The organism is Enterococcus ratti (assembly GCF_001886195.1).
In the GTDB taxonomy this organism is placed as follows: domain Bacteria; phylum Bacillota; class Bacilli; order Lactobacillales; family Enterococcaceae; genus Enterococcus_B; species Enterococcus_B ratti.
This window is the reverse complement of sequence record NZ_JXLB01000011.1, coordinates 35844-51301: the sequence shown is the minus strand read 5'-3', so window position 1 is coordinate 51301 and position 15458 is coordinate 35844. Positions and strand designations below refer to the sequence as shown.

14 protein-coding genes are annotated in these 15458 nt (G+C 35.4%); 1 reads left to right on the top strand and 13 read right to left on the bottom strand.

The features are described from left to right. Positions 1-23: 23 nt before the first annotated feature. From RV14_RS06685 to RV14_RS06625, 13 genes are all read right to left on the bottom strand, one after another. Positions 24-1247 (bottom strand): glycosyltransferase family 4 protein, encoded by a 1224-nt coding sequence (locus tag RV14_RS06685; RefSeq protein WP_071855519.1) that lies wholly within the window; start codon positions 1245-1247, stop codon positions 24-26. A gap of 43 nt (positions 1248-1290) precedes the next feature. Continuing rightward, positions 1291-2304, bottom strand: a complete 1014-nt coding sequence (locus RV14_RS06680) for an LTA glycolipid anchor biosynthesis glycosyltransferase, IagA/BgsA family (RefSeq protein ID WP_084650322.1) — start codon at positions 2302-2304, stop codon at positions 1291-1293. 548 nt (positions 2305-2852) lie between these two features. Next, the gene (dagF, locus tag RV14_RS06675) at positions 2853-3593 is read right to left on the bottom strand and encodes a 2-dehydro-3-deoxy-phosphogluconate aldolase (RefSeq protein WP_071855517.1); all 741 of its coding nucleotides are present in this window, start codon (positions 3591-3593) and stop codon (positions 2853-2855) included. A 12-nt stretch (positions 3594-3605) separates the two neighbouring features. Beyond that, positions 3606-4697, bottom strand: a complete 1092-nt coding sequence (locus tag RV14_RS06670) for a DgaE family pyridoxal phosphate-dependent ammonia lyase (RefSeq protein ID WP_071855516.1) — start codon at positions 4695-4697, stop codon at positions 3606-3608. Then, positions 4687-5790: an amidohydrolase/deacetylase family metallohydrolase gene (locus tag RV14_RS06665; protein ID WP_071855515.1), complete on the bottom strand. Its 1104-nt coding sequence runs from the start codon at positions 5788-5790 to the stop codon at positions 4687-4689. Before RV14_RS06665 ends, RV14_RS06670 begins: the two co-directional genes overlap by 11 nt. Before the next feature lie 25 nt (positions 5791-5815). Further along, positions 5816-6484 carry a DUF4310 family protein gene (locus RV14_RS06660; protein WP_071855514.1) on the bottom strand — a complete coding sequence of 223 codons (669 nt, stop codon included), beginning with the start codon at positions 6482-6484 and terminating at the stop codon, positions 5816-5818. 11 nt (positions 6485-6495) lie between these two features. Then, positions 6496-7275 (bottom strand): DUF4311 domain-containing protein, encoded by a 780-nt coding sequence (locus RV14_RS06655; protein WP_071855513.1) that lies wholly within the window; start codon positions 7273-7275, stop codon positions 6496-6498. 22 nt (positions 7276-7297) lie between these two features. Continuing rightward, positions 7298-7651, bottom strand: coding sequence for a DUF4312 family protein (locus RV14_RS06650; RefSeq protein WP_071855512.1), 354 nt, complete (start codon positions 7649-7651; stop codon positions 7298-7300). 30 nt (positions 7652-7681) lie between these two features. Further along, positions 7682-8041: an SFCGS family glycine-rich protein gene (locus RV14_RS06645; RefSeq protein WP_071855511.1), complete on the bottom strand. Its 360-nt coding sequence runs from the start codon at positions 8039-8041 to the stop codon at positions 7682-7684. A gap of 18 nt (positions 8042-8059) precedes the next feature. After that, entirely contained in the window at positions 8060-8395 is a 336-nt protein-coding gene (locus tag RV14_RS06640) for a PRD domain-containing protein (RefSeq protein ID WP_071855510.1), read from the bottom strand. Beyond that, positions 8382-10274, bottom strand: coding sequence for a BglG family transcription antiterminator (locus RV14_RS06635; protein WP_071855509.1), 1893 nt, complete (start codon positions 10272-10274; stop codon positions 8382-8384). Before RV14_RS06635 ends, RV14_RS06640 begins: the two co-directional genes overlap by 14 nt. Positions 10275-10547: 273 nt before the next feature. Next, complete coding sequence (gene ptsP, locus RV14_RS06630; RefSeq protein WP_071855508.1) at positions 10548-12275, bottom strand: phosphoenolpyruvate--protein phosphotransferase; 1728 nt, start codon at positions 12273-12275, stop codon at positions 10548-10550. Beyond that, positions 12275-12541, bottom strand: coding sequence for a phosphocarrier protein HPr (locus RV14_RS06625; protein WP_010719685.1), 267 nt, complete (start codon positions 12539-12541; stop codon positions 12275-12277). Before RV14_RS06625 ends, ptsP begins: the two co-directional genes overlap by 1 nt. 568 nt (positions 12542-13109) lie before the next feature. Here RV14_RS06625 and RV14_RS06620 point away from each other — a divergent pair. Beyond that, positions 13110-15332, top strand: a complete 2223-nt coding sequence (locus tag RV14_RS06620) for an ATP-dependent Clp protease ATP-binding subunit (protein ID WP_071855507.1) — start codon at positions 13110-13112, stop codon at positions 15330-15332. Positions 15333-15458 lie beyond the last annotated feature (126 nt).

The window sequence follows — 15458 nt, the reverse complement described above, 5'->3', positions numbered from 1 at the left end:
TTTTTTAGAATAAATACTTAAAATTATCGTTTAAATGAATTTAATTTGATTTTTATTTTTTCGATTGATGCTTCTTCCTCTTTTTTTTTCAACTCTTTTGCATGATAGATGATCATTTCTTCATAAAATTTCAACATTTCCTTACCAAAATGTGTAGAAGAAATCTCATATAATTTTGATTGCAATATTTGGGGATCACGAGGTACTGCCTCTTTTATATAGCCAATCAACGCTTTTGCAAAATCAACATCTGTTTCAAATGTTCTTCCTAAAGAGGGATGATCAAACAGTCGATTCAAATAAGCATTGCCTTCAATTACACAAGGAGTCCCAGCAGCCATCGCTTCTGTATAAGTTAGTCCCTGTGTTTCAGAAGTTGATGCACTTACAAAATAATCCGCTGCCTTGTAATAAAAAGCTACCTTATCATTTTCTATTTCTCCGGTAAAACGAACAAACGCTTGTAAATTTAATTTTTCAATCAGCGCTTGTAATTCTTCAAGATATGGTCCTTTTCCAACAATTACCATCCGTACGTTTGGATACTCTTTAATAATTTCTGGTAACCCATAAATTAACGCTTGAATGTTTTTTTCGTAAGAAATTCGACTTAAAGAAAGAAGCATGATCTCCTCTTTTTTAATATTTAAGGATCGTCTTATTTTTTCAATAGCTTCTTCAGTGATCTCCTTCCTTTTAAATTTCTCAATATTAATCCCTGTCGGAATTACCCGTAAAGGTGCAACAACACCATATCCTCGTAAAGTATCTATGACTCGTTCACTAGGACAGACCACACCAGTCGTATGGTTGACAAATAAGCGCGACAAATACTTTACATGGGATTGACGAATAACTTTTCCTTTTGCAATATAGTGTAAATAATCTTCATACATTGTATGGTACGTATGAATCAAGGGAATTTTTAACTTTTTAGCTACCATTTTTCCTAAAATTCCAGCACCAAACTCTGTATGAGTGTGAATCAGTTCCAATTCTAATTCTTTAGCCACTAAATAGGCGTACCACATTCCTCTCACAACTATTCTACGATCTTTAAAAGAAACAAATGGGACACTCGGCATACGAATAACATCTTTTTCCATCTTATCTGCATTAGGATCAGTTGTCGTAAAAATATAGACTTCATGTCCATTTTTTTCTAATTCTTCTTTTAATGTTTTGATTGATGTAGCAACTCCACTTACCTGCGGAAAATAGGTATCGGTAAAAAAGCCAATTTTCATGATTTTTTGCCTCCAAACTACCTTTTATTATTTTATTGTTTACTTATTGAAAATGTTCATTTAATACTTTTTTGTATACATCTTGAAGCTGCTCACCAATTTTTTCAATACTCCGTTCTTGTGCTGTCTGATAGCCAAATTCGATTAAACTAGGAACTTCTTCTTCCATAATTTTTTTGATTAATACGATAAATTCATCGTTTGATCTACCCATATAACAATTTTTTTTATCTTCTAGCCACCCATGATAGACCGGAATATCTCGAACAAGAACATTTTGCTTACTTGCTAAAGCTTCCAATACCACAATTCCTTCTGTTTCTTCATAAGAGGGAAAGAAAAATAAATCTGCACCGGAGTAAGCACCTTCAAGGATTTCTCCACGAATATACCCTGGAAAAATGACATTCTTAGGATGATCTTCTTTGACGATTTTTCGGATATTTTTAGGAATCGAATACATTGGAACATGACCAAACCAAATAAATGTATAATCTGGCATTTTTTTTGCTATTTCAACAAAATCGATAATCCCTTTACGAGCAAAAAAAAGACCCACACAGATAATTACTTTTTGATCTACTGAAAGATGAAAATACTCTCGAAATTTTTGTTCTTTGATTGGATCTGGTCGGTATTTTTCGATATCAATTCCATTTGATATCGATTGAATTGGTAAGTTAATCCCATAGCTTTCAAGCAGCTTTTTAGAATACGGCGTTGGCGTAATTAGATAATCTGCCTTTTGATAGAGTCTCACTAAATATTTTTTTACAAATGGCGCTAATTGATTCGACCCGATAAATGAATCTCTAAAATCTTCTTCAGTAGAATGGGCATGATAGACAATTTTTTTTCCATCTTTTCTTGCTTTATTGATCATATTATGACTATTGATACCATATGTATTGATATGTAAAATATCATAGTCTTCTTTACTATTCAATGTATAAGATACACCTACATCTTTTAAAGCACGCTTTTGATGGTCGAGTGCACGTCCAATGCCAGATTTTGCAAGCATTTTTTCACTTTCAAAATATAATAAAACCTTCACTCTACGTCCCCCTCCACCTATATAGTATAACATAGCCTTAAAACTGTCACTCAAACTTAAGCCTTAATTTTATTGCTCTTTAAAAAAAAATGTATTTTTAAAGAAAAACAGCTACAAAGGACCTTATTGATGCAGTTAAACAGGGATATAATTGAAAAAATGTGCTTCATAAAAAAACAAGTCAGAATATCCTGAAAATTTGTATCAAATTTCAGATATTCTGACTTGTTTTTTATCAAAATTGTGCTTATCTATCGTTTACGACAAATGATCATTTATAAAATCTCTTTCTTAATAAATAAAGAAAATTCATTGGAAACGCCTTTTAATAATTTAAATTTTTAAACCCTATTCACAAAAACAAACCATGAACCTCTTAAATCACAAATAGAGAATAAATATAAATGAATGATTTGTCTTTTTTGACTAGTACTTCAACGAATAATAGCGCATCACTTTTTAGGTCTTCATCATCGTAAAAATGAATAAAGCAATCTCCTATTTATTACCTACTCCAACTATTCACTATCTTGTTATTTACAACTTTTTTATTTCAAAACATTTTCCATCATTTGCAATAAGATTCTGACATCTTCTGTTTTGGTATTTCCTGTCTGTTTATCAATGATCGAACTATATACATGAGGAATGATTTTTTTCACTCCCGCATCAATTGCGATCTTCAGAATCTCTTCAAAATTCAACAAATCAATTCCACCTGTTGGTTCTAAATAAAAATCATATTTTCCGCAAGCTTTTGCAACTTCTTGGTATTCTTCTTTATGCGCCAATCCTTTCATTGGAAAATATTTAATCGAACTGCCACCCATATCTTTTAATAATTTAATCGCTGTTTCAATAGGCACAATAGCTTCCGGTGCTTTAGCACTCAATGGACCTGTTGCAATATTAACGTAACCAACTTTACCTGTAGGTGAAACCAAGCCATTGACAATAGTTTCGGATTGTCCTAACATTGCCCGTGAAGTACCCACGCCAGTGAATACTTGATTCACATGTTGTGGTTGCAATATGCAAGAAATGCGAGAAACCATGTGGCTTTGATTAGGATCACCCGCGCCTAAACCTACAGATAATGCGTTGTTGGTTACTGCTTGATACTTTTTCATCTCGTTAATTGCTGCTTCATCACTGTCATAGTTTTTAGATAATACCCCTAATACTATGTGTCCTTGTGCTGCCTCATAACATGCTTTTGCATTTTCTATAGAATGAGCTAATACATTCAAACAAATCCGATCTTTTAAATAATTAGGTGTCAATTTCATTTTTTTACTCCTTTACATAATTTCTTTCAATCGTTGCGTGATTTTTTTCATTTCTTCTTGATTAACCGCTCGTATATCAAATTCGATCACTCCATTATTTACTTGATATTCTCGAGTATAAATTGCTGGCTCTTTAGCCTTTAATTCACAAACAACATCCTTGGCGTTTTTTTCTCCCGTTACTTCAACCTTTGCCCGATAGATTTCTCTTCCTGCTGCATCTTGAACAATTGTCGCAAAAAGTCCAGTAATTTCATTTAGTTCAGCAACAAAGGGTGTCAAACGCCTCTTCATCGACTCGCCATCTTCACTGCCATGCTTTAAATAATCTTCTACTGCTTGTGTCAGTCCAAGAATATTTTCCTTGCCAATCTTCATTGCTCGGCCAATTCCTTTGCTTTGCAGGCGAACCCAGTTAACGTATTCTTTCTTTCCAACAACTAATCCTGCACTTGGTCCTTCAATTGCTTTAGCGCCTGAATAAATAACCAACTGAGCACCAGCTTGAATATAGTAAAACAAATCTTCTTCTGCTGCTGCATCTACAATTAACGGTAGTTGATATTTTTTAGCAATTTTTGCGGCTTCTTCAACAGTTAGCATACTTTTTTGGACAGTATGGTGACTCTTGATGTATAAAATAGCTGCTGTGCGTTCGGTAATCATCTGTTCAATGTGCTGTGGTGTACAAAGATTGGCATAGCCTGCCTCAATCATCTGTCCACCGCCGAGATTTACCATTACTTCCACTGGTGTGCCATAATCAACGTTATGGCCTTTTGGTAAAATGATTTCACGTTTTTGAAATCTTGATGAATAAGGATGATACAAATGATACCTATTTCCTTGACCAATCAAAGCCGCCACAGACTGTGCAATTCCCGCAGAAGCAGATGAAACGATTTGTGTATCTTCTACATGAAGGAGTTTCGCCAAATAGGCACCGGTTTGCGTTATTAGTTCATCCATCTCAAAAAAATGTTCTCCACCGAAACGCTGTGCTGCAAATACATTTTTTGATACTTTTGAAACACCTAAAATTGTCATACGTCCTGAAGCATTAATAACCTCTTTTAACCCGAATTTTTCATAACTAATTGTCATAAACGACGCCTCCAATAATCGTTTTAATAGGTTTAATCTGTTGATGAGTGACACGCGTCAGTCCGTTGGAATCTGTTAATTTTTTATCTTCATTGATCAATTCAAATACTGTAATATCTGCATCAAATCCGGGATGAAGTTGCCCTTTAGTCGTTAAATGGAAATTTTTAGCAGGTGCCGCCGTTACTTTCATCAGAATTTCTTTCCAAGAATAACCGATAGCATGTAGTTTTTCCATGGTGGTTGCTAGATCAAACACTGGTCCATTGCTGCGATTGCGTACATAAATATCTGTACTGATGGAACAAGCTTTCATTCCTTCTTTTAAAGCAATTTCTGCTACGCGAAAATTAAAACTGTCTGTTCCATGACCAATATCAAAAATAATTCCTTTTTGATAAGCTTTCCATACAAATCCTTTGAGTTGATCCGTAGATGCATCTAAAATGCCATTTTCTTTTCCATTGAAACAATGAGTCAATACATCGCCAGCTTTCATCGTATCCAAAACTTTAGATAATGTCGGCGGTGCTGATCCAATATGCACCATAAGAGGCAGCTGCCCATTATCGGCTTGAATCTTCTTTGCTAATTCAAGAGGCGTCAAACCGTTTTCTCCTACTACCGATTGGCTCATACGAGCTTTGATTCCTACAATAAAATCCGGATAATCTTTAAGTGCTTGAGTGATTTTTGCTTCTTGAATTTTACTTAAATCAGCCAATTCATTTTGAGCTACGATGCCACATTTGGAGATATTTAACAACGCAAAAACATTGGTCTTTTTCTTGCGAGCAATTTGATAAAAATCATCAATATTTTCTGCTCCTGTCGTGCCTGCATCAATCACTGACGTCACACCTTTTGAAACACCAATTTCATCTGGATAATCATAATAAAGCTTCATTTTTTCATAACAATGGACATGGTCATCAATCCAACCAGCAGAAAGATATTTTCCTTGTAAATCGATCGTTTTTCTACCATTTGATTCAATGAAACGAGCTACTTGAATAATTTTTCCATCACACAACGTTAATTCACAAGGTTCGCCTGTAATTAATCGGCCATTTTTTAGAATTAATTCTGACATGCTGCTTGCCTCACTTTTTCTTGATTTATTTTATCGCTACTGGGAAAAAGGCTCCTAAAATCATCGCCCCTAAAATTGCACCTCCAGCAATTGGCTTTTTCCATTTATAAAATATTAAAGCGCCGATTGTCGCTCCAATACCAATAGGAATAGAGGCACTTGCTGCACTAAGGACAATTAAAGGTCCTAAAAAGCGACCGGAAGCATTTCCAGCTCCCATCATAATATCTGCTCCAAAAGTAGAATTTGATTGATTAATGGTAAATTTTCTAATCAATATGATGATCGTTCCAACTGCAACACCAAGAATTCCTCCCGTCAACAAAGCGAACGGGAAACTAGTAATTGGTTGAGTAATCTTCATACTTAAGAGAATTGCTGGAATCCCGATACCGATCCCTGTAAGAATTGAACCGCCTAAATCAAGAATTCCAACCAATGATCCTTCTAAAATTCGGGCAAAAAGAAAACTTGCACCAAAAGCTGCTGCTGCTCCATAAGAACCACCATCCAAGCCAGCTTTTAACATAGCGACAATTGAAACTTCATTAAATGCACCGACCCCATACTCAACATACATGTGAGTTCCACTAAATACCGCAGCAGCCATTAATCCTACAATAATTGGAAATGACCAGTCGCTAAACCAGAAACTTTTCTTTTTCTGTTTTTCCATTAGTTCTGTATGTTCCATCATTTTCCTCCTTATTTCACTGCAAAAATATCATGAAAATTCTTCAACCAATTAGGACTTTCCAATTTGAAACTTTCAAGCATTTGAAGATCAAATCCGCGGAAAAATCCACTTAAGATAAATAATAAAATAGCTGCTGTTAAAATAACTTTAGTAATTTTCGTCCATCCTTGATCGTCAACACCTTTACCAATCAAAATTCCCAACACTACTCCGGGAACAGCATTTCCCATAATCATTTGTGCTACAGCTCCAAATAAAGTCCCCCAAAAACCTGAACGTTTTCCTGCATCAATGGCAGCTAACCAAAATAAAACAGGCATGACTGTGTTGATCAAAATGGTTGCCGCTGGAACCAACACAGCAACAGCAGTGATTTGCAGAGATTCTGGGATAGCAGCAGCTGTAGTATTCAAAAAAGCAACCACAACCATTCCGATCACACCGCCAACAAACCCCATTTTTTTAGGATCATGCATTGTAGTAGCAATATTTTTATTTTTAGCTAAAAGCGTTGCTGCTGCCCAATTAGGTATAATACGATGTGTAACATCTTGTGTAAAAGCTCCAGCTCCTACAGCAGAAGCCCATGCATTAAAAAAAAAGCCAAGCCCAAATGAAAAGTGTGAAGCTGGGTCCCCTTCACAAGCATTCATTTCTCCCATTGTACGAAAAGCTCCTAAGCCTTGTGTGCTGGGGGCGTGAAACATTCGTGCTGCGCCCGCCCCAGCTGAAAATCCTAGCAAACCTCCTATAACGATTGATTTTAATAAAATAACAACAAAATCCACTCTGTTTTCCTCCTTATCAAATTCACACTTTTTTCGTCAAAAATGGTACATTAATTGTGTTTTGTACTTGATTTTTTTGATTGATGAATTCAACTGCTTGTAAATCAATTCTTGTTATATCCACGTGTACTTGCAACTTGACCTGATAAGTTTTCCGTTTTCTAGGTAAAAAGAAAAACATGAAACGTTCTATGTACGTCTGTTCTTTTGCCAAAAGGACAGTAACGTCATTCGGTTCAATTCTTAAAATGACATCTGAAGATTTTTTTAGAATCTTCTTTTGCACATCATTTAGTGCAGCTGAAAAAGCAGCTGTTTTGCTTTCCCCTGTTCCTGACACTGTTACTGTTTGTTTGCTTTTTACAGTTACCCCCATATCTCTTCCCCCATTTTTACATTTTTCTTCTTATTTTTCCCCATATTTCTTTCTATAAGCAGCTACGAGCCTCTTTCCTAGCTCTTCTTGATCCATAAAACCAAAACCTAAGACAATTTTTCCTTCTTCAATCGCTGTCACTCCTTCATCAATTGAACGCATCCCATGTCGTTCCGGGTATCCGTATTTAGTAGAAGCTGTTAACGCACCTGCACCTCCGCTTCCACAAAAAGATAGTCCTAAATCAGCACCTTCTTTTTGCATCACCTCACCCAAACGCATATCTGCTCCCATTCCCGGAACTACAACTGCCCTGCCACCTGCTGCTTCCACACCTTTAGCTACATTTTGTCCTTTTCCTAAACGATCTGCAATCACTACTGTTATCATTTTTCTTCCTCCTCTATTTTATTGATTCTGTTTTGCACTTTCAAAATGAATGGATAAAACATACATCTCATCTTTAGGCAGCTGCCCGATTTTTTTTGTAATTCGATCTGCAATATCCAATGACTCTTTTGATACTTCACTAAACATTTCTGGATCAACTTTTCCAATAAATCGTTTTTCTTTTTCTCTACCAATCATTTCATTTAAGTGATTAATCAATATCGTCCATTGCAATTCCACAGGCTGAACACCTGCTTTTTCTAAAGCCTTTTCAGTATATTCTATAAGAGCCATCAGCGTTACCTTATAACGACTTTCTTGAATGATTTTTTTTGCCTCTTCACTTAATTTCACTTGTTTCACCTACTTCTTTTTTGATACCAAGATAAGTATCCATATACTGGAACAAAGCTGTTAATTCTGCTTGATTCACTGAAAGATCATTTTCCGAAAAAAGTTGCTCAATTTGCATAATTAATTCTTTTTGCTGCAACCATATTTCTTGTTGAACTGTTCCATCTAATTCATATTGATTCTTAAACATAATCCGATGAACCATCAACAACACATGTAATAAAAAAGCCTTTTGGTACTCTTTCTTCAAGTTTTTTCCAAATAGTTCGCATAACCCTTCGTAAATAACGTACCCTTTGACAATCACATCTTGACTGTACGCCTCTACATTTTCCTGTGCAAAAGAACAATCGTCTTGAACTTTTTTAGAACGTTGCTGCAACATGTTTTTTTCTAACAACCCACGAATTAATTGTTTGATATTTTGAATATCCTCTTTCGTTGGAATCGCATTCACTTTAATTAAAGGAACGTGAATTCCTTCAATTGGGAAAATACTGATCACTAGATCCGGCTCTTTCTCCCTAATTACTTCTGACGCATTTAAAACTGAAGTAAATCCAATAATATTTATATTGGGAATTTCTTCTTTTACTTTTTGCTCAATGAGATTTGTCACTCCTAATCCAGTCGAACAAACATAGACAATACGAACGATAGAGGTTTCTTGCCGCTCCTTTTCAAAAAAAACAAGAAAATGCAACGCAATATATGCAATAAAAGAGTCATTCACTGCATAAGCATTATCCGTAAGTTCTCTTTGACAGGCTTTGGTAATTGCTCGAAACAAAACCGGATATCTTTTCTTAATCTCATCTACAAAGGGATTGTATTCATTAATAAATACATGTTTTTTCCCTAAACGTAAGGATAAATGCGCGAAAAGATTGGTAAGCAGTTGGTTATCTTTATTAAAAGATAGATTCAACTCCTTTGAAACAGTATCAATTAAACGAATAGACAATTCTAAAGTATTTTGTGAGTATTCTTTTTGCACAAGGTCACTTTGGATATAACGGTATTCTGCTTCAAAAAGCGGAAGATCAAATTTTTTAAAAACATGATACATCACCCTTAAAGCAACATCTTGTTGATCAAATGTTTGAACCAATTTAAAAGAACCAATTGCCCGACCTATTTGCAGGCGACACGTTGCAATGGCGACACGAAAAGTAATCGAAAGTAATTCAGAGTAATCAAATTGATCAAGAGAAGCATTAGAAAGTATCTCGGACATTTCATTCAAAACCACTTGATAAATCCCGTAAAACCTTGAATCTTTTTCTAAATAAATAGGATGCTGCTTTTTTTGTCTGGAATGAATTAACTGATTCATAATTTGATAAATATCATACTCCGTTAATTTACGATTCAATAAATATTCCATTAAAAAACGCAATTTATCTTCATCACCAATTAAAAAGATCCCCTGTCCTGCTTTCTTTTTTAACGTAACTTGAAAGGAAGATACAAATTCAGTGACTTTTTCTAAATCTGCAATAATTGTATTACTGGAAACTTTCAATTGTTCTGCCAGTTGATTCACTGTGACTGTCTTTTCTTCCAACAGCAAAGACATCACAATTTTTACAACACGTGATTTTTGATCCAAAAAAGTTTCAAAACGTGCGACTTCTTGTAATTCATTTTTTAAAGCTAATCTTTGCCTATCCGTTAATTCAAACCAAAAACCTTTGTTTCTTTGAGAAAGCAACTCAACTTCACGTTGCTTTAACCATAAACGAATATTATCTAAATCATATTTAATCGTACGGATACTCACTTCTAACTGTTTCGCAAGTTCTTTCGTTGTTAAACAAATTTCACTATCCAATAAACTCAACAAAATTTTAATCTCTCTTTTTGATAACTGCATCATTTCACTTATTCTCCTTACATCCTTTACTATACGTTTATGAAAGCGTTTGAACAACACAATTTTATTGCACTTAATTAAGTGCAATAACTGCTGTTAATTTACCTCAGTACTCATTAAATATAAATCGCTTACTCCTTCATTTAGTTTTGCTCTAAATTAGACAAAAAAACACCGAAGCAAAATGTTTCGCTTCAATGTTCATAAACATCACTTATCACCTTTTGAAAAGCAAAAAAACCAATGCAGCTTATAACCCGAGCTGCATCAGCTTTTTTATTTTACATATTCGTTAACAAGTTCAATGACCTCTTCCATCGTATCGCACTCTTTTAATGCCCGATCAGCAAGTTCAGCCATTTTTGTCATATCTAAACGTTTCATCAAACTACGCGTTTTTAAGATAGATGTCGCACTCATAGAGAACTCATCTAATCCCATCCCTACAAGCAATGGAACAGCTGTTTGATCCCCAGCCATTTCTCCACACATACCAGCCCATTTTCCTTCAGCATGCGCCGAATCAATTACATGTTTAATTAACCGCAAGATAGATGGGTTATAAGGTTGGTACAAGTATGAAACACGTTCATTCATACGATCAGCAGCCATAGTATATTGTATTAAATCATTCGTACCCACTGAGAAGAAATCTACTTCCTTTGCAAATTTATCAGCTAAAACAGCTGCTGCAGGAATTTCAATCATGATGCCGACTTGGATTGTTTCAGATACTTCCACGCCTTCACTCAATAATTTTTGTTTTTCTTCTTCAAAAATCGCTTTTGCTCCACGAAATTCCTTTAGCGTAGCAACCATTGGGAACATAATGCGTAAGTTTCCATGTACAGATGCACGCAACAATGCACGCATTTGTGTGCGGAACATTTCATCCCCTTGTTCAGATAAACTGATACGCAATGCACGATAGCCTAAAAATGGATTCATTTCATGTGGCAATTGCAAATAAGGCAACTCTTTGTCACCACCGATATCCATGGTACGTACAACAACCGGTTTTCCTTTCATTCCTTCAAGAACAGCTTTATATGCTTCATATTGATCTTCTTCAGTTGGAAAATCAGGAGAATCCATATATAAGAATTCTGTACGATATAGCCCTACTGCTTCTGCTCCGTTATTATGAACACCAACTAAATCTTTTGGTGTCCCTATATTAGCTGCTAATTCAAAATGTTTTCCATCAGCAGTTATCGTTTCCGCATGCTTTAATTTTTCCCATTCGGCTTTTTGAGCAGCATACTCGGCACCAATTTTTTCAAATTCAGCTTTTTGTTCATTTGTAGGATCAACAATCACATCCCCCTGCAATCCATTAACAGCTAGGATATCGCCTTCTTTGACCTTAGCTGTAATTTCTTTAGTTCCCACAATCGCCGGAATTTCTAAAGAACGAGCCATAATGGCAGAATGTGAAGTACGTCCACCAATATCAGTAACAAATGCCTTCACAAAATTGCGATCTAGTTGAGCTGTATCACTCGGTGTCAAATCGTGGGCAACAACCACAACTTCTTCGTTAATCATGGACGGATTCGGCAACGTAACCCCTAATAAATGAGCCAAAATACGTTTTGCAACATCACGAATATCAGCCGCACGTTCTTGCATATATGCATTGTCTTCCATTGCTTCAAACATACCGATATACATATCTGTTACTTCTTTTAATGCTGCTTCAGCATTTACGCTATTATCTTTAATATTTTGTTTAATTTGACCAACCATTTCTGGATCAGACAGAACCATCAAGTGTGCGTCAAATACTTGCGCTTCTGCTTCACCTAAGCTTTGCGCTGCTTTTTCACGAATTAGTTGCAATTCTTCAGTAGATTTTGCTAAAGCATCATCTAAACGAGATGCTTCAGCTGCAGTATCTTCTACTGTTGTCTTACTGAATGTTAAATCCGGTTGAACTAGCAGGTAAGCTTTGGCAACGGCTACGCCGTCACTAGCGGCAATCCCTTTTAGCATTTCAACCATTATTCAGATAATCCTTCTTTCTTCATTGTATCGACAATTGCCGCCATTGCGTCTGCTTCATCCGCACCTTCAGCCGTAATTGTAACATCAGAACCTTGGCCCACACCTAAAGACATAACGCCCATAATAGATTTCAAGTTTACTGATTTTCCTTTATACTCTAAGTTTACATCAGAGTTAAATTTACTTGCTGTTTGTACTAACAATGTAGCTGGACGTGCATGAATCCCAGTTTCTGCTACTACGTGAAATTCTTTCTTTTCCATATTAATCGGTCTCCTTTTAAGTGAGTGTTGTTTTTATGTGAGGGTTTTCTTTTTTAGCAGTTTACATAAGAACACTAATAAGTCGCACCCTTTCATTTGTAAAGATTAACATTTTTTCCCGATAGATACAACTGTTTTCATTTAAATTCAAACAAAAGTGAAAAAAATATTTTCATCTATTTTTTAAATATATATTATTAATAATAACACTTAGTTTCAGTTAAATATTTTCTTTATTTAAAATAAAAATACTATTTTTTAAAATAAAAAGAAAAATGTTAATGAATAAAAAAATTGAAGCTAAAATAAATTATGACTGACCCAATAGATTTCCTCCTTGTTGCATAACCAGCCAATTATTCTTTGTATTTTTCTTTTTCCTTTTGACAAACTAAATACTTGCATGGACTATAAAATTTAGTATAATTAAAAGAAAAGGTCAAAAATGGTCAACAACTTTTTTTACCTTTCTTTTCCTAATTAATGAGGGTTATTCATTTACCTCCAACACAACCAGTTGTAAAATATAAAGGTACATGTGAATCATGCGAAAGGACGTGAATCATTTATGCTTTGTCAAAATTGTGGTAAAAATGAAGCAACGATCCATTTATATGCGACAATAAACGGACAGCGAACTCAACTTGATTATTGCCAAAGTTGCTATCAAAAAATCAAAAATCAACAAAATGGAGGTCTGGCAAGTATGGCTCAAAATGATCCTTTTGGCTTTAGCAGTTTGGATGACTTGTTTCGCTCCATGTCTCGTCAAATGCAACAACAAGGAAACTATGAACAGACGCCTCCGACTCAATTCGGTGGAAACAATAATTTCAACGGTGGGCAACCCCCACAAGGAAATTCTGAAGGTCTACTAGGAGAATACGGAATCAATATTACCGAGCAAGCACGTCAAGGAGATATTGATCCTGTAATTGGTCGAGACGAAGAAATTAAACGAGTGATAGAAATTTTAAATCGTAGAACCAAAAACAATCCTGTATTGATCGGTGAACCTGGTGTTGGTAAAACAGCAGTAGTAGAAGGACTTGCCCAAAAAATCGTGGACGGAGATGTTCCTCAAAAATTAATGGACAAAGAAGTGATTCGTCTAGACGTCGTTTCTTTAGTTCAAGGAACAGGTATTCGTGGTCAATTTGAAGAACGCATGCAAAAGTTGATTGAAGAAATCAAACGAGCTGAAAATGTCATCTTATTCATTGATGAAGTTCATGAACTCGTCGGTGCTGGTTCTGCAGGTGATGGCAACATGGATGCAGGAAATATTTTAAAACCTGCTCTGGCTCGCGGGGAATTACAAATGGTCGGCGCAACTACTTTAAGTGAGTATCGAATTATTGAAAAAGACGCTGCTTTAGAACGCCGCATGCAGCCTGTCCGAGTAGTTGAACCATCTGTAGAAGAAACAATCAGTATCTTAAAAGGATTGCAAAAACGCTATGAAGATTATCATCATGTAAAATATACCGATGAAGCGATCGAGGCTGCAGCAACTTTATCCAATCGTTACGTTCAAGACCGATTTTTGCCAGACAAAGCTATTGATCTGCTGGATGAAACAGGTTCAAAGAAAAATTTAACCATTCAAATCATTGATCCTAAAACGATTGATAAAAAACTACAAGATGCACAAGAACAAAAAATTCAGGCTTCTAAAGAAGAAGATTTTGAAAAAGCAGCTTATTATCGTGACCAAATTAATAAGCTACAACAAATGAAAGAGCGCCAATTAACAGACAAAGAAACCCCTGTAATTACAGAAAAAGACATGGAAAAAATCGTAGAGGAACGCACAGGTATTCCAGTGGGTGAGTTAAAAGAAAAAGAACAAACACAATTGAAGAATCTTGCAGCCGATTTAAAAGCACACGTAATTGGACAAGATAACGCGGTTGACCGAGTGGCTAAGGCAATTCGTCGTAACCGCGTTGGTCTAAATAAGAAAAACCGTCCAATCGGTTCATTCTTATTTGTTGGTCCAACTGGTGTAGGTAAAACTGAATTAGCTAAACAGTTAGCTTTTGAGTTATTCGGATCGAAAGATTCTATGATTCGATTTGACATGTCTGAATACATGGAAAAACATAGTGTGTCTAAACTCATTGGTTCTCCTCCTGGTTATGTTGGTTATGAAGAAGCTGGACAATTAACCGAAAAAGTACGTCGCAACCCTTATAGTTTAGTCTTACTGGATGAAGTTGAAAAAGCCCATCCGGATGTATTGCATATGTTCTTGCAAATTTTAGATGATGGTCGTTTGACAGATGCTCAAGGTCGAACAGTAAGTTTTAAAGATACGATTATTATCATGACAAGTAATGCCGGAACAGGTAAAGTGGAAGCAAATGTTGGCTTTGGGGCGGCTCGTGAAGGAATAACTCGTTCTGTCTTAAATCAATTAAATAATTACTTTACCCCTGAATTTTTAAATCGTTTTGATGGCATCATTGAATTTAAGGCTTTGTCAAAAGAAAACTTAATGAAGATCGTTAGCTTAATGTTAAATGACGTCAACCATATGTTAGCATCACAACAATTACATGTTGATGTGCCAACAAACGTAAAAGAAAAACTTGTTGACTTAGGTTATGATCCATCAATGGGTGCACGACCCCTTCGTCGTACAATTCAAGAACAAATCGAAGATGGCGTTGCCGAGTTTTATTTAGATCATCCTTCTATTCATGAACTAAAAGCCATCTTGAATAAAGAAGGAAAAATCGTAATTACTTCCAACTCGGAGCCTTTGGAAAAAAAAAGCACCAACTGAAACTAAATAAACGAATAGCCAATGACTAAAAACACACATATTGCCTCCAAAAAAGCTGGGACAATATGTGTGTTTTACATTTTTTTTAAATGCAAAATACTGTTCTTTTCATTAAAAAAGAATTAT

Coding starts and splice junctions, on each gene's coding strand:
- RV14_RS06685 (WP_071855519.1), bottom strand. CDS start 1,247: ATGAAAATTGGCTTTTTTACCGATACCTATTTTCCGCAGGTAAGTGGA.
- dagF (WP_071855517.1), bottom strand. CDS start 3,593: ATGAAATTGACACCTAATTATTTAAAAGATCGGATTTGTTTGAATGTA.
- RV14_RS06670 (WP_071855516.1), bottom strand. CDS start 4,697: ATGACAATTAGTTATGAAAAATTCGGGTTAAAAGAGGTTATTAATGCT.
- RV14_RS06665 (WP_071855515.1), bottom strand. CDS start 5,790: ATGTCAGAATTAATTCTAAAAAATGGCCGATTAATTACAGGCGAACCT.
- RV14_RS06660 (WP_071855514.1), bottom strand. CDS start 6,484: ATGGAACATACAGAACTAATGGAAAAACAGAAAAAGAAAAGTTTCTGG.
- RV14_RS06650 (WP_071855512.1), bottom strand. CDS start 7,651: ATGGGGGTAACTGTAAAAAGCAAACAAACAGTAACAGTGTCAGGAACA.
- RV14_RS06645 (WP_071855511.1), bottom strand. CDS start 8,041: ATGATAACAGTAGTGATTGCAGATCGTTTAGGAAAAGGACAAAATGTA.
- RV14_RS06635 (WP_071855509.1), bottom strand. CDS start 10,274: ATGATGCAGTTATCAAAAAGAGAGATTAAAATTTTGTTGAGTTTATTG.
- ptsP (WP_071855508.1), bottom strand. CDS start 12,275: ATGGTTGAAATGCTAAAAGGGATTGCCGCTAGTGACGGCGTAGCCGTT.
- RV14_RS06625 (WP_010719685.1), bottom strand. CDS start 12,541: ATGGAAAAGAAAGAATTTCACGTAGTAGCAGAAACTGGGATTCATGCA.
- RV14_RS06620 (WP_071855507.1), top strand. CDS start 13,110: ATGCTTTGTCAAAATTGTGGTAAAAATGAAGCAACGATCCATTTATAT.